At 42.9% G+C, this 19,638-nt stretch carries 21 protein-coding genes; 5 read left to right on the forward strand and 16 right to left on the reverse strand.

Features of this window, described 5'->3' with window-relative positions:
* The 4 genes from M3204_RS17700 to M3204_RS17710 are packed head-to-tail and all read right to left on the reverse strand — an operon-like array spanning position 1 to position 3,775.
* Entirely contained in the window at positions 1-741 is a 741-nt protein-coding gene (locus tag M3204_RS17700) for a GntR family transcriptional regulator (RefSeq protein WP_251484987.1), read from the reverse strand.
* Entirely contained in the window at positions 738-2,246 is a 1,509-nt protein-coding gene (locus M3204_RS17705; protein WP_251484990.1) for a tripartite tricarboxylate transporter permease, read from the reverse strand. Before M3204_RS17705 ends, M3204_RS17700 begins: the two co-directional genes overlap by 4 nt.
* Before the next feature lie 32 nt (positions 2,247-2,278).
* The gene (locus M3204_RS23910) at positions 2,279-2,770 is read right to left on the reverse strand and encodes a tripartite tricarboxylate transporter TctB family protein (protein WP_353056052.1); all 492 of its coding nucleotides are present in this window, start codon (positions 2,768-2,770) and stop codon (positions 2,279-2,281) included.
* Positions 2,771-2,779: 9 nt separating this feature from the next.
* On the reverse strand, positions 2,780-3,775 hold the full coding sequence (locus M3204_RS17710) for a Bug family tripartite tricarboxylate transporter substrate binding protein (RefSeq protein ID WP_251484993.1): 996 nt from the start codon (positions 3,773-3,775) through the stop codon (positions 2,780-2,782).
* 582 nt (positions 3,776-4,357) lie between these two features.
* Between M3204_RS17710 and M3204_RS17715 the strand changes: the two genes are divergently transcribed.
* The 5 genes from M3204_RS17715 to M3204_RS17735 all read left to right on the forward strand — a co-directional run bounded on the left by M3204_RS17715 (position 4,358) and on the right by M3204_RS17735 (position 8,672).
* Complete coding sequence (locus tag M3204_RS17715) at positions 4,358-5,275, forward strand: dihydrodipicolinate synthase family protein (protein WP_251484994.1); 918 nt, start codon at positions 4,358-4,360, stop codon at positions 5,273-5,275.
* 14 nt (positions 5,276-5,289) lie between these two features.
* The gene (locus M3204_RS17720) at positions 5,290-6,078 is read left to right on the forward strand and encodes an SDR family oxidoreductase (RefSeq protein WP_251484996.1); all 789 of its coding nucleotides are present in this window, start codon (positions 5,290-5,292) and stop codon (positions 6,076-6,078) included.
* A 70-nt stretch (positions 6,079-6,148) separates the two neighbouring features.
* On the forward strand, positions 6,149-7,195 hold the full coding sequence (locus tag M3204_RS17725; RefSeq protein ID WP_251484997.1) for a YeiH family protein: 1,047 nt from the start codon (positions 6,149-6,151) through the stop codon (positions 7,193-7,195).
* A gap of 40 nt (positions 7,196-7,235) precedes the next feature.
* Complete coding sequence (locus M3204_RS17730; RefSeq protein ID WP_251485009.1) at positions 7,236-8,276, forward strand: AbrB family transcriptional regulator; 1,041 nt, start codon at positions 7,236-7,238, stop codon at positions 8,274-8,276.
* Positions 8,277-8,285: 9 nt separating this feature from the next.
* Positions 8,286-8,672: a VOC family protein gene (locus M3204_RS17735; RefSeq protein WP_251485012.1), complete on the forward strand. Its 387-nt coding sequence runs from the start codon at positions 8,286-8,288 to the stop codon at positions 8,670-8,672.
* Positions 8,673-8,771: 99 nt separating this feature from the next.
* Here M3204_RS17735 and M3204_RS17740 read toward each other — a convergent pair whose 3' ends face one another.
* From M3204_RS17740 to M3204_RS17795, 12 genes are all read right to left on the reverse strand, one after another.
* The gene (locus M3204_RS17740; RefSeq protein ID WP_251485027.1) at positions 8,772-8,972 is read right to left on the reverse strand and encodes a tautomerase family protein; all 201 of its coding nucleotides are present in this window, start codon (positions 8,970-8,972) and stop codon (positions 8,772-8,774) included.
* Between the two features lie 53 nt (positions 8,973-9,025).
* A complete protein-coding gene (locus M3204_RS17745; protein ID WP_251485029.1) occupies positions 9,026-10,306 on the reverse strand; it encodes a TRAP transporter large permease in 1,281 nt (426 codons plus the stop codon).
* Positions 10,303-10,833 (reverse strand): TRAP transporter small permease, encoded by a 531-nt coding sequence (locus M3204_RS17750; protein ID WP_251485033.1) that lies wholly within the window; start codon positions 10,831-10,833, stop codon positions 10,303-10,305. The genes M3204_RS17745 and M3204_RS17750 overlap by 4 nt, the downstream gene beginning before the upstream one ends.
* Before the next feature lie 18 nt (positions 10,834-10,851).
* Positions 10,852-11,865 (reverse strand): TRAP transporter substrate-binding protein, encoded by a 1,014-nt coding sequence (locus M3204_RS17755; RefSeq protein ID WP_251485038.1) that lies wholly within the window; start codon positions 11,863-11,865, stop codon positions 10,852-10,854.
* Positions 11,866-12,043: 178 nt separating this feature from the next.
* Positions 12,044-12,841, reverse strand: a complete 798-nt coding sequence (locus M3204_RS17760; RefSeq protein WP_251485059.1) for a 2-keto-4-pentenoate hydratase — start codon at positions 12,839-12,841, stop codon at positions 12,044-12,046.
* A 3-nt stretch (positions 12,842-12,844) separates the two neighbouring features.
* Positions 12,845-13,873 carry a 4-hydroxy-2-oxovalerate aldolase gene (gene dmpG, locus M3204_RS17765; RefSeq protein WP_251485067.1) on the reverse strand — a complete coding sequence of 343 codons (1,029 nt, stop codon included), beginning with the start codon at positions 13,871-13,873 and terminating at the stop codon, positions 12,845-12,847.
* A 9-nt stretch (positions 13,874-13,882) separates the two neighbouring features.
* Positions 13,883-14,773: an acetaldehyde dehydrogenase (acetylating) gene (locus tag M3204_RS17770; protein WP_251485070.1), complete on the reverse strand. Its 891-nt coding sequence runs from the start codon at positions 14,771-14,773 to the stop codon at positions 13,883-13,885.
* A 12-nt stretch (positions 14,774-14,785) separates the two neighbouring features.
* Positions 14,786-15,565, reverse strand: coding sequence for a 2-keto-4-pentenoate hydratase (locus M3204_RS17775; protein ID WP_251485072.1), 780 nt, complete (start codon positions 15,563-15,565; stop codon positions 14,786-14,788).
* Positions 15,566-16,007: 442 nt separating this feature from the next.
* The gene (locus M3204_RS17780; RefSeq protein WP_251485074.1) at positions 16,008-17,468 is read right to left on the reverse strand and encodes an aldehyde dehydrogenase; all 1,461 of its coding nucleotides are present in this window, start codon (positions 17,466-17,468) and stop codon (positions 16,008-16,010) included.
* Positions 17,465-17,944 (reverse strand): RidA family protein, encoded by a 480-nt coding sequence (locus M3204_RS17785; protein ID WP_251485076.1) that lies wholly within the window; start codon positions 17,942-17,944, stop codon positions 17,465-17,467. The genes M3204_RS17780 and M3204_RS17785 overlap by 4 nt, the downstream gene beginning before the upstream one ends.
* 4 nt (positions 17,945-17,948) lie before the next feature.
* On the reverse strand, positions 17,949-18,959 hold the full coding sequence (locus tag M3204_RS17790; protein ID WP_251485078.1) for an amidohydrolase family protein: 1,011 nt from the start codon (positions 18,957-18,959) through the stop codon (positions 17,949-17,951).
* Entirely contained in the window at positions 18,944-19,483 is a 540-nt protein-coding gene (locus M3204_RS17795; protein ID WP_251485085.1) for a 3-hydroxyanthranilate 3,4-dioxygenase, read from the reverse strand. The genes M3204_RS17790 and M3204_RS17795 overlap by 16 nt, the downstream gene beginning before the upstream one ends.
* Between the last annotated feature and the right edge of the window lie 155 nt (positions 19,484-19,638).

The raw sequence follows: 19,638 nt of genomic DNA on the forward strand, positions 1-19,638 counted from the left end.
TTAATCAAATTGACCTCCAACTTCCACAACAAATTTAGCCATATCTCCTCTAATGATCGATCTGGTTAATAACACAGCTTTTTCATTTGACCAACTGATTCGGTCTATTAACAATCCCAAAGATTGAGCGGCGATACCCAGCTTTTCTGCTTCATAGTCACCAATAATAATAGGTTCAATTGTTTGTCTCACTTTAGTTATAGGTAAATTGTATTTTGTTGAAAGTATTTCAGATAACCACTTCTGGGATAATTCATTGATTGCCAACTCAGGAGCATGGTCACATGGCAAGAAAAGCCTTTCGAAAATCATCGGTGTCCCTTCATCTAATTTCAGCCTTTCAATTCTGTAAATACAGGAATCCACTTCCACATCAAGGCTTCTTGATAGAAAATTATTACATGCAATAACAGAGTTATTTTCAATCACGAAACTGGGTTTTCTCCCCACTCTATTTAAATTCTTAGCAAAATCATGAATGCCGGTTAGGCTCTGTTCAATTGATTTATTAGTAACAAAAGTACCTTTTCCCTGAAATCTAGTGATAAGGCCTTCATTTTCCAACAGCTGCATAGCTTGTCTGATGGTGATTCTCGAAGCATTAAATTCTGATGTGAGTTGGCTTTCAGATGGCAGCTTTTGACCCCCATCCCATTTTCCATCAAGGATTTGCTGCCTAAGGATCATTGCACAGTTTTTATATAAAGGCATTGATGATGAGGAAATCAATTTTTTTCTCATACATTTATCTCCTTGCCTTCGGTATCTTTTCTGGTTAACTTTTTAATAAATGGGATAATGATCACTAATACACCAATAGCTAATAAAGAAATTGAAACAGGACTTTGGAAGAAAGCGATATAGGAACCTTCAGAAATTGAAAGAGCTCTTCGCCAATTTTGTTCCAATAGCCCACCTAATACAAGGGTTAAGACCAATGGGGCAAGCGGATAATCATTTTTCTTTAGAAAGTATCCGAGGCATCCAAATGTTCCCATTAAAAACACCTCAAACATACTTCTGTTCACACTGAATGCACCCAGAAATGCGAGGATTATGATGGAAACAGCTAATATTGAATATGGCACTCTAAGGATTTGCAAAAATCCCTTCAATAAAAGAGTATTCATTAGAAAAAGGATAATTACACCTATAAACATACTGACAATAACAGTCCATGCGATGTCGGGGTACTTTGTAAAGAACATAGGGCCAGGCTGTAGTCCAAGAATCATCATCCCCCCTAATAATACTGCAGTAGAATTTGACCCAGGAATTCCTAAAGTTAGCATAGGCACCATCGCACCACCAACAGATCCATTATTTGCTGATTCGGCAGCCGCAACTCCTTCGATATTCCCTTTGCCAAATGTTTCTGGGGACTTAGATGATTTTTTAGCAATACTATAAGATAAGAAAGAGGAAATAGTGGCTCCTGCTCCGGGAAGTAGTCCTACTACAAAGCCAATCAAAGTACCATTTCTGATAGGACCTAGAATCTGTTTAAATTCTTTTTTATTTGGAAAGATTTTAGATACCTTCCCAACCTTTTGATCTTTTAATTCCTTATAATTTTCCAAACTGCTGATAATCTCACCAATCGCAAAAAGTCCTAACGCCACAATGACAAAATCGATTCCCTGCAACAATTCGAGATGGCCAAATGTATATCTTGGAGTCCCCGTAATCGGGTCTTGACCAATTAGAGCCAGCAATAGCCCTAAAAGAGCTGAGATGCCCGATTTAACTTTTGATTTTGATGCAAGACCGATGATTAACAGGAAGCTTAGAGCGATAAGTATTGTATATTCAGCTGGGCCAAATGCTAATGCTAATCTAGCTACAAGGGGCGCCAACAGGACAATAAGAAGCGTACTGACCAGTCCTCCTATTGTCGAACCAATCGTCGCAGTCCCAATCGCAAGCCCTGCTTTACCCTGTTTTGTTAATGGATACCCATCAAAGGTAGTTACAACTGCTGCTGCATCACCGGGGGTGTTGAACATGATGGATGTTAATGCTCCGCCAAACATTGCCCCATAATAAACGCCAGTCAACATGACTAGTGCAGGTATTGGGTCCATACCGAAGGTCATAGGAATAAGCAGGGCAAGTCCTGTAACTGGTCCTAATCCTGGCAAAATACCGACAATCTGCCCCACAAGAACTCCAATAATTAAATAGAACATTGTTTGAAATGTAAAGATATTCGCTAAACCACCCAATATATACTGGACTGTATCCATAAACAAGCCTCCTTTATCAAGTGAAAATAGAATTATTGAATGAATCCTGCAGAGAACATTCCTTTTGGCAGATTAATGTTCAGGAAGCTCTGGAAAACAAAATACGTCCCGAAACTTATTATTAGTGTTATGCATACTGATTGGAACAGCTTATGCTTGAAAATGAAATGAACAGAGATAAACACTGCTATAAGTGTGCTAATCAAGAAACCCAAAAATATAACCACGGTGAAGTATAAGAATATACCTACAATCAATAAAAAGCTTTTATTCTGTAAGAAGCCCTTCAAATTAAATTGTTCTGCCACCATATCTTGTTCTTTAGCTCCCTTATATCCCTGTAAGGCTAAGATCAGCGAACATAAAAGCAATCCTAATGAAATGAACAAAGGAAAAACCCCAGGTTGTAAAACTCCCATTTTGGTTATGCCCTGAGGAAGACTCAGAGCATAGCCAATGGACACAATACTAATGGCTGCCAAAATAAGGCCAGATTTAAGATCAGTCCTACCCACAATAATCACCCCACAAATTTACTTACCTATGCCTACCTTTTCTACAATTTCCTTTGTTGCTTCGTATTCTTTTTGAATTGATTCCATAAACTCCTCAGGAGACATATAGCCATCATATTGATTGGAAGTCTTCATGTATTCAATAAATTCTGGATCCTCAATCGTTTTCTTAAACGCATCATGTAAAACATTAACAATTTCCTCTTGAGTACCACCTTTTACGAAAAGGCCCCTCCATTGTGAATCAACAAAATCTACACCTTGTTCTTTATACGTACCTACGTCTGGAAAGTCTGCTAATCTTTCTTCGGATGCAACTGATAGAATCTTTATATCTCCTGATTCAACGAATTGTTTCATTGTTGATGGATTTGAATGGGCAACATCAATGTGGCCTCCCATTACATTGGTGATACCATCGGATCCAGCGTCAAATGGAATCCATGTCATTTCAACACCAGCCTTATCCATCAACTCATAGGCAGCAAATGTATGCGCGGAAGTAGAACCAAAACCGCCTATTTTTACCTTGCCAGGGTTCTTCTTGGCATGATTAATCAAATCTTCCAGGGTATTGAATGGGCTATCCTTAGAAACCCCCAAAGCAAAAGGATCATCTTGAATCCTTATGACAGGTTGGAAAGAATCGACTTTATAATGGGATAAAGTTGTGTTTAGCGCTCCTACCAAGGTTTTTGTACCAGCCCAAATTGTATATCCGTCGTCCTTCTGGTTTAAGACATAACCCATGGCCACAGCGCCATCTCCACCTGGCTTATTTTCTACCACGATTGGCTGACCTAAATGTTTTTCTCCTATACTGGCAATTTTCCGGGCCATCACATCTACAGAGGATCCAGGATTTGTATTAACAATAATCGTTACAGGCTTAGTAGGGAAATTGAATTTACCATTTTTGGCTGATTTACCATTTACGTCACTACTACACCCGCTGAATACCAGACACAATAACACCATCAAAATTACTGAAGATAGTCTTTTCTTTCTTTTCACCTTTATTCCCCCTTTAGGTTATTGATACCGCTTACATTTAATCTGGGTTGTCATAACATTATGATATTTAATACGATATATCATTTTCAGAAATTATCAAATATTCAAAAAGTACTGTTATTTACTATTCTATCTTATAAATCAGGATAATTTATTAATTTACTTCTATTTCCTTAATATTTTGACCTCAACGATTTTTAATACAAGTTGCTGTGCCCAGAATAAGAAAGGAATCGAAAAAAATGTTTCAAATATTTTTCTACGAGATTAGCAAGAATTGAATTAATTCAGTAAATGTTGGAAATTGCATTTATTTATTGTACTAAACATTGAAACTATTTTTTTTCCTATTTAACTTATGTAATAACCCAACTTGTATTAAAAATATCCACCATCAAAATAATAAGGAAATTTGAGAAATTGGTATTTTAAGTGGCTTTTTATTGAGTTTTTAATTAGTAACACCCAATTCTGAAAGTTTTATATTTTCGGAATATAGATTATGGTTTTCTTAGGAACAAAACATCATAACGTTATAACAACTTAAAAAAACAATTATATTTTAATTAGGAGGAGATTTTTTTGAGCAGGAAGTTATCTTACATGAAGGGCATCCATTCGATTTTGACGACACCTTTAAATGAAGATCACACAGTTGATTATGAAGGTCTAAGAAGAAACGTAGAATTTGGAGCTGCTTCAAATGTGGAAGCTTTAATCATCCTTGGAACACAAGGAGAATTTTATGCTTTTGATACAGAGGAAAAAAAAGAAATCATACGAGTAGCGGTCGAAGCGGCAGCTGGTAAAAAACCTGTGATTGCAGGTACTTCTGATAGTGGAACTTTCACTGCAGTCAAGCTTACACAATTCGCTAAGGATGTTGGTGCAGATGCCGTCATAGTCACTCCGCCCTATTATGCCGCAGTTTCTTTAGATAATGTGTATGCGCACTTCGAAAAGTTAAACCAGGTCGGTATCCCTATCGTCCTTTACAATGCACCTCCGCGCCAGGGTTACAACATTCCACCAGAATTTTTAGTAAAGCTTACTGAATTAGAAAATATAGTAGCCATTAAACAGGCAACACAAAATATCGTAGAACAAGAAAAGACACTTGCACTATTAGGTGAGGAAGTCTCTGTATTCGGAGGTTCAGAAGCGTTTATGTATCCAGTATTATCAATTGGCCATTGTGGAACGTCGACCACAGCTGCAACATGCTTCCCTCAATATTTCGTGGATATGTATGAGGCTGTAGGGGCTGGGGATCACAAAAAAGCTAAGGCAATGTTTGATGATTTAGAGCCATTTAGAAGAGTATGTGAAAAGTTAGGTCATGCTGCAGTCGTAAAGTACATTTCGGAGAAATACTTTGGTTTAGCAGGTGGTCCAATGAGACTGCCATTAAAAACACCTAGCTTAGAAGAACTCTCAATAGTAGATGATGTCGTGAAAAAATTAGGAATTGTAAAAGAAGACACTCCGCTAAATGCATAAAGGAGATAAAAGCTATGGACTTAGGTTTGAATGGTAAGGGAGTAATTGTACTTGCATCAAGTTCTGGACTTGGAAAAGCGGCTGCTCTCGAGTTTGCCCGCGAAGGTGCCAATGTGATGCTTTTTAGTTCAAATGAAGATAAACTGGCAAATGCAGCTGAAGAGATAAGAAGTGAAACAACCAAAGATGTCTTTTACACTGTGGGTGATATTAAAGATCCTCATGATATAAAAAGAGTTGTAAAAAATGCTATAGATCAATTTGGTAGAGTAGATGTTCTTGTAAATAATACTGGCGGCCCACCAGCAGGTACATTCCTTAATTTTGATGACGAAGCCTGGCAAAATGCATATAACCTTACATTATTAAGTTTTATTAGAGCGATCAGAGAAGTCATTCCGCATATGCAATCACAAGGTGGAGGAAGAATAATCAATTGTACATCTTCTTCTGTTAAAAGAGTTTTGGATAATCTGATACTATCTAATACATTCAGAATGGGTGTAGTAGGTTTGACTAAAACATTATCCCAAGAATTAGCCAAAGATAATATTTTAGTAAACGTAATTGCCCCCGGAAGAATTGCAACGGATCGTACCAAGTATTTGGATAATGTAAAAGCAGAGAAATCTGGAGTTACAACTGAAGAAGTTGAAAAACAAAGTGCTGCGAGTATTCCTTTAGGCCGGTATGGTGATCCGAGTGAATTTGCTAAAACGCTTGTTTTCCTGTGCTCAGAAGCTAATACTTATGTAACCGGACAAACTGTTTTAGTAGATGGTGGTTTAGTTAAAGCCTTTTAGATTATTTGGGTAGAGGAAATTTCCTCTACCCTTCTTACACTATTTATAAATTAATTGGAGGTCTCTTCTGATGAAAAGCTTAACAGAGTTGCAACAACCTGCCAGTACCATTCCTCTACTATCTAAAATCCTCAATTCAAAGAATGTTCCTGGTGTCCTGCTTTTAGTGGCAATTGGCATATTATCTAATTCTCTTGGAAAAGATTATCCTCTAATTGGAGGAGCAGTAATTGCGATAGTTATAGGGATTTTAATCAGACAGTTCTTAGGAGTACCAGTAATTTTTGCGGATGGAATTAGTTATACCCTAAAGAAGCTGTTAAAACTTGCTATTATTCTTCTTGGCTTTAGTTTCAGTTTTGCACAAATTTTCCAAGTGGGCTTAAACTCTCTTATAATCGTATTCGTGGCCGTAGTTGCTGGGATTACCCTTACGTTTTTCGTTGGAAGATTGTTTGGTTTAAAAGGAAATATCCCTCTCCTGATAAGCCTTGGGACTGGAATTTGTGGCGCAACAGCAATCGCCACGACAGGACCAATCATTAAAGCAAAGGATGAGGATATCGTTTATGCAGTTAATACAATTTTCGCTTTCAACGTCCTTGCTGTTTTAATCTACCCATTGATTGGGCATTTATTATCGCTTCCTGATAACCAATTCGGTGTTTGGGCGGGTACCGCCATCCATGATACTTCCTCTGTTGTTGCTGCTGGATATAGTTATAGTAATTCCGCTGGAGATGCATCCGTTGTTGTAAAATTAATCAGGACCTTAATGCTTATACCGGTTGCAGTCCTTTTATCGATTTATATCTCTGTTAAAAACACTAAGTTGGACAACGATAATAAAGTGAAAATTAGTAAGATATTCCCTTACTTCATATTAATTTTTGCTGGTGCAGCAGCTCTAAACACTGTCGTTCCCCTTCCGCAAACCTTTGTCGATACTTCTTCAGATGTTGCCAAATTTGTAATACTTATGGTCATGGCGAGTGTTGGACTTGGAACTGATTTTAAAAAGATTAAATCTGTCGGAATCCGCCCTTTAATAGTAGGTCTGCTTTCATCATTTATAATGGGAACAATAAGCTTGATTCTTGTAAAACTTTTATTTTAACTTTGAGCGTAACAGATTTCTGTAAGAAAGGAATCTATGTATGTTTTTAAATAAGGTGGTATTTTTAGCAGCTTCATTATTAACCGGGGGGATCTTCACTTTGCTGAAAATCCCTGCAGGTTGGCTACTTGGTGCTTTGTGGTGTGGAATCCTAGTGAGGATGTTCCTTAAAGATTTGCCGTTTAGTTCAAGATTAATAAAAGTGTCTCAAGTATTAATCGGCATTGGAATCGGTTTAATGATAAAGGTTGAGTTCTTTTCTTCCCTTCTTCAATATTTCTTTCCATTTTTACTAAGCATTTCGTTAATGATCATTAGCGGTTTGCTACTGGGGATGATCTTTAATAAATTATCTGGCCTGGATACAATTACTGCCTTTTTTTGCTGCATACCAGGGGGAGCAACAGAAGTAATAGCAGTGAGCAATGATTATGGAGCAAATGAGAAAATCGTTGCAGCCTTTCACAGTACTCGGATTATATTAATCGTTTCAATTGTTCCATTTCTATTATCCTTCTTTGTCAAAAGTAATTACAAGACTGAGTTCACAACATCTACTATTTCTATACTATCCCAGGACTTGATATTCATACTGGCAGGAATCAGTGTATCCGTTTCTTTAGCCTTTAAGTTCAAGATGCCTGCGGGAGCTTTAGTCTTCTCTATTTTAACTGGCTTTATAATAAGTGTTTTTACTGGAGGTGATATACAGTCTCCGAGGATCATTTCAGGAATTGGCCAAGCTTGGATTGGGGGAATTATTGGATTACGATTTGATAAGGAAACTTTCATGTTAATTGCTAGGATTGGATGGAGTGCTGTTCTTGTGTTGTTTCTTTATTTAATAATAGGAATCGGCATTGCATTACTCTTCTATGTAATTACTCCTTTGGACATCGGCAGCAGCATTTTGAGTATCATCCCTGCAGGGGCAGTCGAAATGACCTCTATTGCATTGTTTCTTCACCTGGATGCTACTTTAGTAGCTTTTATGCAAGTCAGCAGACTAATTATTATGTTTTTAACTATGCCGAAATTAATTCACCTGCTTATAAAGCACAATAACCTAAAAAATATATGAGGTGTGAAAATGATTAAAAAAATTGAGCATATTGCAATCATGGCTACAAACCTTGATCATTCCATAAATTTTTACACTAAAATAATGGGGTTTAATTTACGCTCAAGAGGAACTAAAGGTAACAGAAGAGAAATAGCATTTTTGTATCTAGAACAGGATCAATCAGTTGAAATTGAATTAATGAACGACTTGATGCCCAACGGAGATTACTCAGAAAAAGGAATTGTAAATCACCTTGCATTCACTGTGGAAAACATGGATCAGGCTATCACCCACTACAAAGAAAGAGGTGTAGTATTTGCAACAGATGAACCAACAGTATCCATAGATGGCACAAAGACAATATTTTTATATGGGCCTAATCAGGAATTACTTCAATTTGTTAGTAAGCATTAGGGTCATACCTTTAAAAATTAAAAATTTAATTGAAATAGAAAAAGTCCTAACTATAGTGCAAATGAGTTGGGACTTTTTTACTTTATAGATAAATTTCACTTAATACCTCTCAGATTCTATCTCATCCTTCGTAACCCCGCCAACTCCCCAATATTTATGAGGAACCGTCTGGACAATCACACGAACTTGTTCAGGCTTCACCTCAAGCGTCTTAACTGTTGTCTCGGTGATTCCTGAAATCAATTCTTTTATCTTTTCATCGCTTCTGCCTTCAAGGACCTGAACTTGAATGACCGGCATAATAGACCTCCTCTTCGACAAATTTCGGGTGGTGACAGGCACCACCCGAACTCTTAGAATCCTAGCAATCTTGGAATGAATAGTGTTGTTTGTTCCCAGTAGGTTACGAGGAATAGCATTGCGATTCCTAACAGCAGCATCGGCATGACTGCTTTGATTAAGCGTTCGAATTTTACTTCTGCAATGGATGAAACGATGAATAGTCCTGTTCCGACCGGCGGCGTCAAAAGCCCGATTGTAAGGTTGATACAAATGATTACGCCAAAGTGGATCGGGTCAATTTGAAACCCTGTTACTAGAGGCATGAAAACCGGTACAAGGATAATCAATGCGGCAATACCGTCAAGAAGTGTGCCGACGATCAATAAGAAAATATTCACTAATAACAAGAAGACGAAAGGATTATCAGAAATTGACAACATCGAATTTGCAATCAGCTGTGGGATTTGTTCAAATGCGATCAGCCAGCCGAACAGGTTCGCCATGGCAATCAGGAATGTAACAGTTGCTGTGCCAATCACGGTGTTGACCAAGATTGAAGGTAAGCTCTTCCACTTCAATTCCCTGTAGAAAAACATGCCAACAATAAATGCAATCATACTTGCCACTGCTGCGGATTCAGTGGCAGTAAATGCACCACTAAGGATTCCGACAGTAATAACAAAAGGCACAAGCATGGCAGGCAATACTTTTATAAAAGAATCCCAGATTGCCGAAAAGCTTGCTCTCTCACTCCGCGGAAAGTTGTGCTTGTAGCCTAAATAAGCGATTAACGCGACAAATCCAATTCCAAAAATTGTTCCAGGAATGATTCCAGCCATGAATAGTCCGCCTATCGACGTTCCAGACAGTGTTCCATAAATGATAAAAATCATGCTTGGCGGAATGATCGGCGCAACTATTGAGGAAGCGAGGGTTAACGCTGAAGAGAATTCTCGGCTGTACCCTTCCTTTTCCATCTCAGGGACCATGACTTTACTCATCATCGCAGCCTGGGCATTCGCCGAACCAAGGATCGAAGCCAAAAACATATTGGCAATGACGGTAACATAAGCAAGTCCGCCACGGACATGGCCGACCAGCATTCTCGCAAATACAACCAATCGATTCGTGATTCCGCCGCTGTTCATCAATTCCCCTGTCAGCATGAACAATGGAATTGCCAGCAATCCAAAATTCTCCATACCGGAATAAAGCCGTTGTGGCGTCGATTCCAGCAGCATCGAATTACCAGTAACCAAAAAATAAACAATTGTCGTCATCCCGAGAACCAATGAGATCGGGATACCCATCAATAAAAATAGGATAAAGGCCAAAATTACAAGTACCATCATTCTTCTTCACTCTCCTTTGCTGCTGCGTGGAGATTAGTGATTATTTCACTATCAATCGTGTGGTTATTCATGATTTCGATCAGATTGTTTAGTAAGTGAATGGTTGCAAACAGCAAGCCAATCGGCAGGATGGCATAAGGAATCCACATTGGCAGCAGGATGGCACTAGATTTCTGAATGGCAACCGTCGGTGAGCTAATCCATGTAAAACAATAGAATAATAGGATTCCCATGAACAACAGCATAAATACATGGGCCATAGCCCCAACCCATTTTTGAGTCTGCTTTGGAAGCATATCAGTAACGAGCGTCACCGATGCCTGTGTTTTATATTTCAAGCCAAGGCTGCCGCCAATAAAGGTTATGTATATGAGTAAAAATATAGATACTTCCCCTGCCCAGAATAGAGGCTCCTTGAACACATAGCGGAAAACAACCGCAGCGGTCACAATCACGGCCATGGCAAACATGAGGATAATAGCCAGTTTCTTTTCGAAACTGGCTACCATATTGCTAACGTATTTCACGCATTTCCCTCCAATAGGTTATTTGCGGAATGTGTCGATGAATTCCTGGATCAGCGGATCAGTCGGTCCATACTTTTCATCGAATTGCTTGATATAAGGTTCAAACAGCTTTTGGTCGATTTCATAGATTTTCATCCCAGCATCGCTAAGTGTCTTTTTGAACTCTTCTTCCTGGGAAGCACGTGTCTCAGCTGAGTAATCTGCTGCAGCCTTGATCGCTTCGTCGATGATTTTCTTATCAGCATCAGACATTTTGTCGTACTTGCCCTTGTTCATCATCGCCACAGCAGGCCATACCATGTGGTTCGTTACAGCGCCGTACTTGGCAACTTCATGGTATTTATTCGTGATCGTTGCATCGAGGTCCATATCCATGCCATCGATAACTCCAGTTTGAATCGCTGCGTATACTTCAGGAAGCGGCAATGACTCAGGAGAAGCTCCAAGTGATTTGTAGAAGTCTTGAAGCGGAGGGCTTGGAGTGACACGGAATGCCAGTCCCTTCATATCTTCAGGCTTCTTCACTTCTTTATCCTTGAACAGCATGACGCGGTTTCCGGCAAACACGTAATCAAGCCCTTTAATACCCTGGCCATCGAGTGTGCCGAGAATCTTTTTCGCGATTTCAGTATCGCGTGCAGCGTTTGTTTCTTTTAAATCTTCAAACGCATATGGCGCGAACCATGCAGTGAATGCCGGTGCACGTGAACTCATATAGGCAGCGGTGATGAAGCCGAAATCGACTGATCCGGATGAGATTTGCTGAACCATATCCGCTTCCGTCCCCAGCTGGCTAGCAGGGTAGATTTCCACCTGCATTCTTCCATCAGAACGCTTATCCAATTCTTCTTTGAATTTCTCTGCGGCCTTATGCCACATATGATCTGTTGGGGTAATGTGCGCTAGCTTGAATGTGTACTTCTCACCAGATTCACTTGCTGGCTTCGCATCCGTATCGCTGCTGCAAGCCGCAGTTGTCAAAATCAGTACAAAGATTAATAGTGTAAGTCCATACTTCCTTAACCCTTTCATTTTCCGCACCCCTTTTATCTTCTTTGTAAACGCTCTCATAAATGTTCCCAAGCTGTCTCTTACTGTGATTATAATCACTTTCATTCCGTGAAAGTGTAAAGTGGTTAACATAGAATGTAATTTTATCTTTATATTTTGAATATTCCAACACTCAAAAGAAGACACTTAGTCATGAAAACTAAGTGCTGGATTTGCATGTAAAAGACACACTGCCAAGCTCGGCGAATTGGACAAGGACGTTATCGTTCGGCTCGAAGGAAATGGCCTCAGAAACCGCACCGCTCAAGATGACGTCTCCCTTTTTAATCCCTTTGCCAACCTCTCCTAGCTTGTTAACCGCCCAGGCTACAGATGTTGCCGGGTGCCCAAGTACTGCAGCACTTGAACCGGTTTGGACAACCTGTCCGTTTTTCGACATCACCATGCCTAGCTGCCCTAACTCCAGCTCCTTTGGTGACATCCACTTGCTGCCGATCAGGAATTTCGAGGAGGAGCAATTATCAGCGATGACATCTGCCAGCGTAAACTTAAAGTTCAGGTAGCGGCTATCAATGATTTCGATGGCAGGCGCTACGAACTTCGTGACCCCTAGTACATCCTTAGCGGTTACGTCCGTTCCCTGTAAATCTTCTTGGATAAAAAAAGCAATCTCCGGCTCTGCTTTTGGGTGGATGAAATCCGTAAAATCAAGCGGTTCCCACTCTAAAGCGAGCATGTCATCAGTCAGGTATCCGTAAATTGCTTCATGGACTCCCATCATCTGCTGCTTCGCCTTGCTCGTCAATCCCAGCTTCAACCCGATTTTCCGAGCACCGTCCTTCTCTCGTCTCTCTATTAATTTTTCTTGGATCGAATAAGCATCAGCAAAGCTTAACTCCGGATAACGGTCCGTTACTTTTACGACCTCACGACGCTCTTTTTCGGCAGAATACAAGTATTCTACGATTTCAAGATCAACACCTTTTGTAATCGTCATTCCCTACACCTCCAGCTTCCGTGCTTTTGCCAGTTCAGCAGCGACGTCAAGGATCATATCCTCCTGGCCGCCAACCACCTTCTTCTTGCCCAGCTCTATTAAAATATCTCTTGAATCGATTCCAAATCTTTGGCCGGCGCGCTCTGCATGCAGCAGGAAACTGGAATAGACGCCAGCATAGCCTAACACAAGGCTGCCTCTATTAATCTCCTGCGGCCTAGGAATCATCGGGCCGACTGTATGTTCAGCCAGATCCATCATTTTATAAATATCAATTCCCAAGTCGACGCCCATCCGGTTTAATACGGATAAAAGCACCTCCGTCTGTGCATTCCCGGCACCGGCACCGAGACAGCGGATACTGCCATCGATTCTCGTCGCTCCCTCTTCAATCGCAGCCAAAGAGTTCGCAACTGCTAGTGAGAGATTGTTATGAGCATGGAATCCAACTTCAATAGAAATTGAGTCTCGTAAAGCGGCGATTCTTTCTTTTACTTCATGTGGTAAAAGCGCTCCGGCAGAATCGGTCACATAGACAGCCTGTGCCCCGTAACTCTCCATCAGCTTCGCCTGCTCCACCAATTTTTCCGGCGGTGCCATATGCGCCATCATCAGGAAGCCTAGAGTCTCCATTCCAAGTTCTCGCGCCATGCTGATATGCTGTGCGGAAACATCCGCTTCCGTTACATGCGTCGCCACCCGGACAAGACTTGCACCTAATTCATGCGCCTGCTTCAGTTCATGTACCGTTCCGATTCCGGGGATAAGCAGCACCGCAACCTTAGAGTTTTGACACTCATCAACCGCCGCTTCAATTAATTTCATCTCATCCACCAACGATTTTCCATACTGAAGCGTCGAGCCGCCCAATCCATCCCCATGGCTCACTTCGATATAATGCATTCCTGCGTCATCAAGCTCCCTGGCGACACGGCGGACCTGCTCTTCTGTATATTGATGCAGCATGACATGGCTGCCGTCACGCAGGCAGACTTCCGTAATTTTGATCGGCTTATCACTTTTGCGCTTCAACCCATTCACCTAGCCTTTCGATTCGACGCTCTGTTTTTCAAGCATATGGACGGCAAAATCCTCTGCTACCCGAGTTGCCGCTGCGGTCATGATGTCAAGATTCCCCGCGTAAATCGGGAAGTAGTCCCCCGCACCCTCGACTTCGATGAAGACAGTCACTTTGTTTCCATCAAACAACGGCTCCTGCTTCAGGCGGTAGCCTGGGACATATTGTTTTACTGTTTCGACCATCTGCTCAATCGATTTTGTGATCGAAGCTTCGTCCATATTTTTCACTTCACAATATATCGTGTCGCGCATCAAAATCGGCGGCTCAGCCGGATTCAGGATAATCAGAGCCTTCCCTTGATCGGCCCCGCCCACTTCCTCAATCCCACGGCGAGTCGTGAGCGTGAACTCATCAATATTTGCACGCGTTCCCGGACCAGCACTCTTGGAAGAAATCGTCGCGACAATTTCCGCATAGCTGACATCCGCTGCCGAGTTGATCGCATGGACAATCGGAATCGTCGCTTGCCCGCCGCACGTAATCATATTCAAATTCTTCTCATCCAGATAAGTATCTGTTTTTACAGCCGGAGAAACGAATGGTCCCCTTGCCGCAGGAGTCAAATCAATCGCAAGCTTACCCATTTCAGCGAGTACCTTTGCATGCCTTACATGAGTCTTCGCCGATGTCGCATCGAACACGATGTCTGCGATATCAGGATTGTCCATCAATGCCTGGATTCCATTATCAAAGGCAAGATAGCCACGTTCCTTCGCACGCTTCAAGCCATCCGACTCCGGATCGATCCCGATCATCGCCGTAAGCTCGATGACTTCGCTCCGTTCAAGCTTATACATTAAATCGGTACCGATATTGCCGGAACCAATGATCGCTGCTTTGATTTTTGCCAACTTTTACACCTCCTACTCAAAAGTGACGGATACGGATCCCACAGGACCGAACTGCGCCGTAATCGTATCGCCTTCTTGGACGGTGACAGCCGCAGAGAGCGCTCCTGGTAAAATCAATTCACCAGCCTTAAGCGAAATTCCGAACTCATGAAGCTTATTTGCCAGCCACGCAATCGCATGTGCTGGATGTCCAAGAGCCGCTGCACCCGAACCAGTAGCTACCATTTCATTGTTTTTGAAAAAAGTCATTCCTACACTTCGCAGGTCAATTCCATCTATCTCAGTCATTTGCTCTCCGACCACGACCATGGCAGAACTGCCATTATCAGCAACGGTGTCGACTAGTCCGATCTTCCAATCCGCAATCCGGCTGTCGATAATTTCCAAAGTTGGCACAACATATTTTGTTGCCATCAGAACTTCAAGGAAAGTGACATTAGGCCCCTTGAGGTCCTCCCCAAGCACGAAGCCAATTTCCGCTTCGATTTTCGGGCTCAGAAAGTTGGACATCTTCACTTTACCGCCGTTCGGCACTTTCATATCATCAAGCAAATGGCCGTAATCAGGCTCATCGACACCTAGCATCTTTTGCATTGCCACGCTTGTAAGGCCGACCTTTTTGCCGATAACCGTACGACCTTGTTCTAGCTTTCTTTTTAAAACTTCCAGCTGGACATTGTAGGCATCCGTTACATTAAGGTTTTCGTATTGTGCAGTCAGCGGAGGTACCGCATTCTTGCTTTTTTCCGCTTCAAGCAACGTTTCAGCAATATTTTCAATTGTTGCGCTCATGAAATCACCCTCCTTTTCTATTAAAATCTGCAATTAAGCAGGTGAACTCGCTATTAAAATCGCGATATTACAAGTTGAGATACCAGTTGTCCTGGATTTAATGCCAGATGGAGAACTTTTAATTCCAGTTGGACAGCCATTTCACTGTTTGGAGCAAAAATATTCCCCTTGGAACAAGATATAATCCCCGTTAGGATTGATATAATCCCCGTTAGGACTGATATAATCCCCGTGGAACTGCTTTTATTCCCCATTTAACTGCTTTTTCCTAGTACCGGCTTATATATTTTTGCTTAATCAGACTTAATATCCTGTTGAAGCAATTTATCGACGGTTGGACAGCTTTTTTAGATGGTAGGAGCAAATATATCTCCGGTTGGACAACTTTTATTTCCGGTTTCAGTAAATGTATCACTGGTTGGAATCTAAAAAAGACATATTTTTAAAGCTTCATCGTAATCGTCTTCGCTTCGGTATAAAATTCGAAGCTGTGCCTGCCTCCTTCGCGTCCGATGCCGCTCGCTTTTGAGCCGCCAAACGGTGTGCGCAGGTCGCGGTAATACCAGCAGTTGATCCAGAACAAGCCGGAATTCACTTTTGCCGCAACACGGTGTGCTCGGCGCAAGTCATTCGTCCAGACGACACCAGCCAGTCCGTACATAGAATCATTCGCAATCCGTATTGCATCTTCTTCGGTTTTAAAAGGAATCACAACCAGTACCGGCCCGAAAATCTCTTCTTGGGCTACACGCATTTTATTATCGACATCATATAAAACAGTAGGTTCATAGAAATTGCCTTCTCCAAGCCCCACTACACGCTTGCCGCCGGTTGCAAGCTTCGCGCCTTCTGCCAGGCCAATCTGGACATACTCATCAACCGTCTCCAGGTGACCCTTTGATACGAGAGCGCCCATGTCGGTATTCTCATCAAGCGGGTTGCCGACCTTGATCGCACGGGCCGCTTCCACAAACTTCTCCATGAACACGTCATAAATGCTTTCCTGCAAAAGCAGCCTGGACCCAGCCAGGCAGATCTCGCCCTGGTTCCTGAAAACCGCTTCGATCGATCCAGCAATCGCCTCATCCAGATCTGCATCCTCGAAAACGATATTCGCAGATTTGCCGCCAAGCTCCAAAGAAACAGGGATCAGCTGGGACGCGGCGTTCTGCATCACTGTGCGGCCAGTTGTGCTGTCGCCGACAAATGAAATCCTCCGTACAGAAGGATTACGCGTCATTTCTGTACCGACCGAGCCTCCAGGGCCCGTAATGATATTCAGCACACCAGGTGGCAGTCCGGCTTCATTTGCGATTTCACCAAGCATCACAGCGCTCAATGTAGTATAGGAAGCCGGTTTCACTACAACCGTATTGCCCGCAGCCATCGCAGCCGAAGCTTTCCAGGTCATCTGCATGAAAGGCAAGTTCCACGGAATGATCAAGCTTGTCACACCAGCCGGAGCGTATTTGGAATAAGACATATATCGAGCCTGGTCATAATGCTCATGGTTGATGTAGTTCGCCATCTCGGCAAAAAAGCGCAAATTCGCAGCAGCTCGCGGTATATCAAATCCACGGCTCTCCTTGATCGGCTTCCCAACATCAAGCGACTCAACAAGCGCTAGCTCATCGACCTTTTCCATCACCAGGTCAGACATCCTGCAGAGAATCTTTGACCTCTCGGCAACTGGCATCTCACTCCAGACACCACTTTCAAAGGTCTTCTGCGCGACATCAATCGCGTGCTTCGCGTCCTCGACGCCAGCCTTCGAAACGGATGCTAGCTTCTTATTCGTCGAAGGATCGATCGTATCGAACGTTTCGCCAGAAATCGCATCACGATATTCACCATTAATAAACAGCTTGGCGTCTTTTATTGCCTGAGGTTGAGTCAGATTCATGATAATCCAGCCTCCTCATCCTCTACTTCGACGATCATTTCGACCTCGACCGCATTGTTCAAAGGGAGCTGCGCCATGCCAACGGCTGAACGGCCATGCTTCCCGCGCTCGCCGAACACTTGCACAAGCAAGTCAGAAGCACCATTCATCACCTTAGGCTGGTCAGTAAAATCAGGCGTGCTATTCACGAAGCCCAGCACCTTCACTACTCGTTTCACTTTACTTAATTCGCCGAGCTCCTCCTTCAGGACAGTCAACAAATTCAGCATGCACTGTCTCGCCGCATCATAGCCAATCTCGATCGAGACATCCTCGCCAAGCCGGCCGCGGTATTCATTCGTTCCCTGCCCGGAAGTGAAAATCAGATTGCCAGTCTTTACGCAGCTGACGTAATTCCCTGCCGCAGGACGGGGAGCCGGCAGGCTCAGGCCTAATTCTTTCAGGCGTTCTTCCGGTGTTACCTGTAACTTTTCCATAAAATCAACTCCCCACCTTAACAGGAATATTTAAGAATCTGAGCGCATTTTTACCGAGCATCGCTTCCGTTTGTTCCTTAGACAGTCCAAGAGTATCGTCAATCACCTTTCCAGGCGGAACTTCCCTCAGCAGGAACGGATAATCAGAACCCATGATAATACGCTCATGGCCAAAATTCTGGAGAAGATAATTCAGGTTCACCGGCTCATTCACGAGCGAATCATAGTAAAACTGCTTCGCGTAATGACTTGGCGGCTTATCCAGCAAACGAAGATGCGGCCAAACCTTCCAGCCCTGGTCAAGGCGAGGCAGAAGGTAAGGCAGCGCGCCTCCGCCATGCGCCAAACAAATTTTCAGCTTTGGGAACTTATCCATGATGCCGCCAAGGATCAAGCTAGCTCCTGCCAGAGCGGTTTCACTTGGCATTCCCACTGTGTACATGAGGTTGTGGCGCGGCATCCGCTCCTTGCCAAGCGTCTCCCATGGATGGATGAACAATGGTACTTCCCACTTCTCCGCCATCTCAAAGAATTCGATGAAACGAGGATCATCGAGATTAACACCATTCACATTCGTGCCAATCTCGATCCCGGCCAAGCCCAGTTCATGCTTGCAGCGATCCATTTCGCGGATTGCCACATCCACATTCTGTAACGGCACTGCACCCAAACCGATGAATTTAGTCGGATACTGGCTGACAGTTTCAGCAATATAATCATTTTGGACGCGCGCCAGAATTTCCGCCTCCTCAGCAGGAGCCCAGTAAGAGAACGTCACAGGAATCGGCGAAAGAACCTGCATATCAACGCCTTCGCGCTCCATATCCTTGATCCGCTTCTCGGCACTCCACACCTGGTCGGTCACTTCACGGAATACCTTGCCAGCAACCATGATGTTGGCTCCGCATGCACAGGTCCGCTCAAGCGTCGGCCATTTTTCCCCGCCGAAACGCTTCGTCAGTTCACTGAAATTTTCCGGAATGATATGTGTATGGAAGTCTACTCGCATTTCCATTCACTCGCTTCTGGCGGCATCATATGACCGCAATTTTTGCACTTGCGAAGCTCTTCGTTGCCGTTAAAGCTTGCGATTGCTTCCTTCACCTGCAATTCGATATTCGTCAGCTGAATGGTCGCGCGGTGCATCTCGTGGTCGCACTCATCACAGAACCAGACGAAGTCCTCAAGCTCGCCCTCTGCGCGGTTGCGCTCGATCACAAGTCCAATCGTGTTCGCCACGCGGTGCGGGGAATGCGGTACGTTCGCTGGAAGATGGAACATTTCGCCTTCCTTCACTTCCACGACCTCACGCTTTCCTTCCGCATTGATGACCTCAACATAGCAGCTTCCCTGGATCTGATAGAAAATTTCTTCAGACGGATCAACGTGGAAATCGCGTCTCTTGTTTGGCCCGCCCAACAGCATGACCATCAGCTCGGCATCCTTCCAGATCACCTTGTTGTTTACCGGCGGCTTAAGCTGGTCTCTGTTTTCCTCAATAAATTTCAGCAGATTGATCGGAACAAATTGGCTTTTCATTTTTCCTCGTCTCCCTTCGATTCTTGTAAAATAAATCTTTAACTCTGCACATAGAGTCTATTTATTGAAAGCAGGCCACAACCCTGGTTCCATTCATGAAAAAACCAGTCAAAAAACTACGATTGCCTCTTCTCATTTGCAATAATCACTACGTT

The organism is Mesobacillus subterraneus (assembly GCF_023715485.1).
Classification (GTDB): domain Bacteria; phylum Bacillota; class Bacilli; order Bacillales; family Cytobacillaceae; genus Mesobacillus; species Mesobacillus subterraneus_B.

Coding starts and splice junctions, on each gene's coding strand:
- M3204_RS17700 (WP_251484987.1), bottom strand. CDS start 741: ATGAGAAAAAAATTGATTTCCTCATCATCAATGCCTTTATATAAAAAC.
- M3204_RS17705 (WP_251484990.1), bottom strand. CDS start 2,246: ATGGATACAGTCCAGTATATATTGGGTGGTTTAGCGAATATCTTTACA.
- M3204_RS17720 (WP_251484996.1), top strand. CDS start 5,290: ATGGACTTAGGTTTGAATGGTAAGGGAGTAATTGTACTTGCATCAAGT.
- M3204_RS17725 (WP_251484997.1), top strand. CDS start 6,149: ATGAAAAGCTTAACAGAGTTGCAACAACCTGCCAGTACCATTCCTCTA.
- M3204_RS17730 (WP_251485009.1), top strand. CDS start 7,236: ATGTTTTTAAATAAGGTGGTATTTTTAGCAGCTTCATTATTAACCGGG.
- M3204_RS17735 (WP_251485012.1), top strand. CDS start 8,286: ATGATTAAAAAAATTGAGCATATTGCAATCATGGCTACAAACCTTGAT.
- M3204_RS17740 (WP_251485027.1), bottom strand. CDS start 8,972: ATGCCGGTCATTCAAGTTCAGGTCCTTGAAGGCAGAAGCGATGAAAAG.
- M3204_RS17745 (WP_251485029.1), bottom strand. CDS start 10,306: ATGATGGTACTTGTAATTTTGGCCTTTATCCTATTTTTATTGATGGGT.
- M3204_RS17755 (WP_251485038.1), bottom strand. CDS start 11,865: ATGAAAGGGTTAAGGAAGTATGGACTTACACTATTAATCTTTGTACTG.
- M3204_RS17760 (WP_251485059.1), bottom strand. CDS start 12,841: ATGACGATTACAAAAGGTGTTGATCTTGAAATCGTAGAATACTTGTAT.
- M3204_RS17775 (WP_251485072.1), bottom strand. CDS start 15,565: ATGAGCGCAACAATTGAAAATATTGCTGAAACGTTGCTTGAAGCGGAA.
- M3204_RS17780 (WP_251485074.1), bottom strand. CDS start 17,468: ATGAATCTGACTCAACCTCAGGCAATAAAAGACGCCAAGCTGTTTATT.
- M3204_RS17785 (WP_251485076.1), bottom strand. CDS start 17,944: ATGGAAAAGTTACAGGTAACACCGGAAGAACGCCTGAAAGAATTAGGC.
- M3204_RS17790 (WP_251485078.1), bottom strand. CDS start 18,959: ATGGAAATGCGAGTAGACTTCCATACACATATCATTCCGGAAAATTTC.
- M3204_RS17795 (WP_251485085.1), bottom strand. CDS start 19,483: ATGAAAAGCCAATTTGTTCCGATCAATCTGCTGAAATTTATTGAGGAA.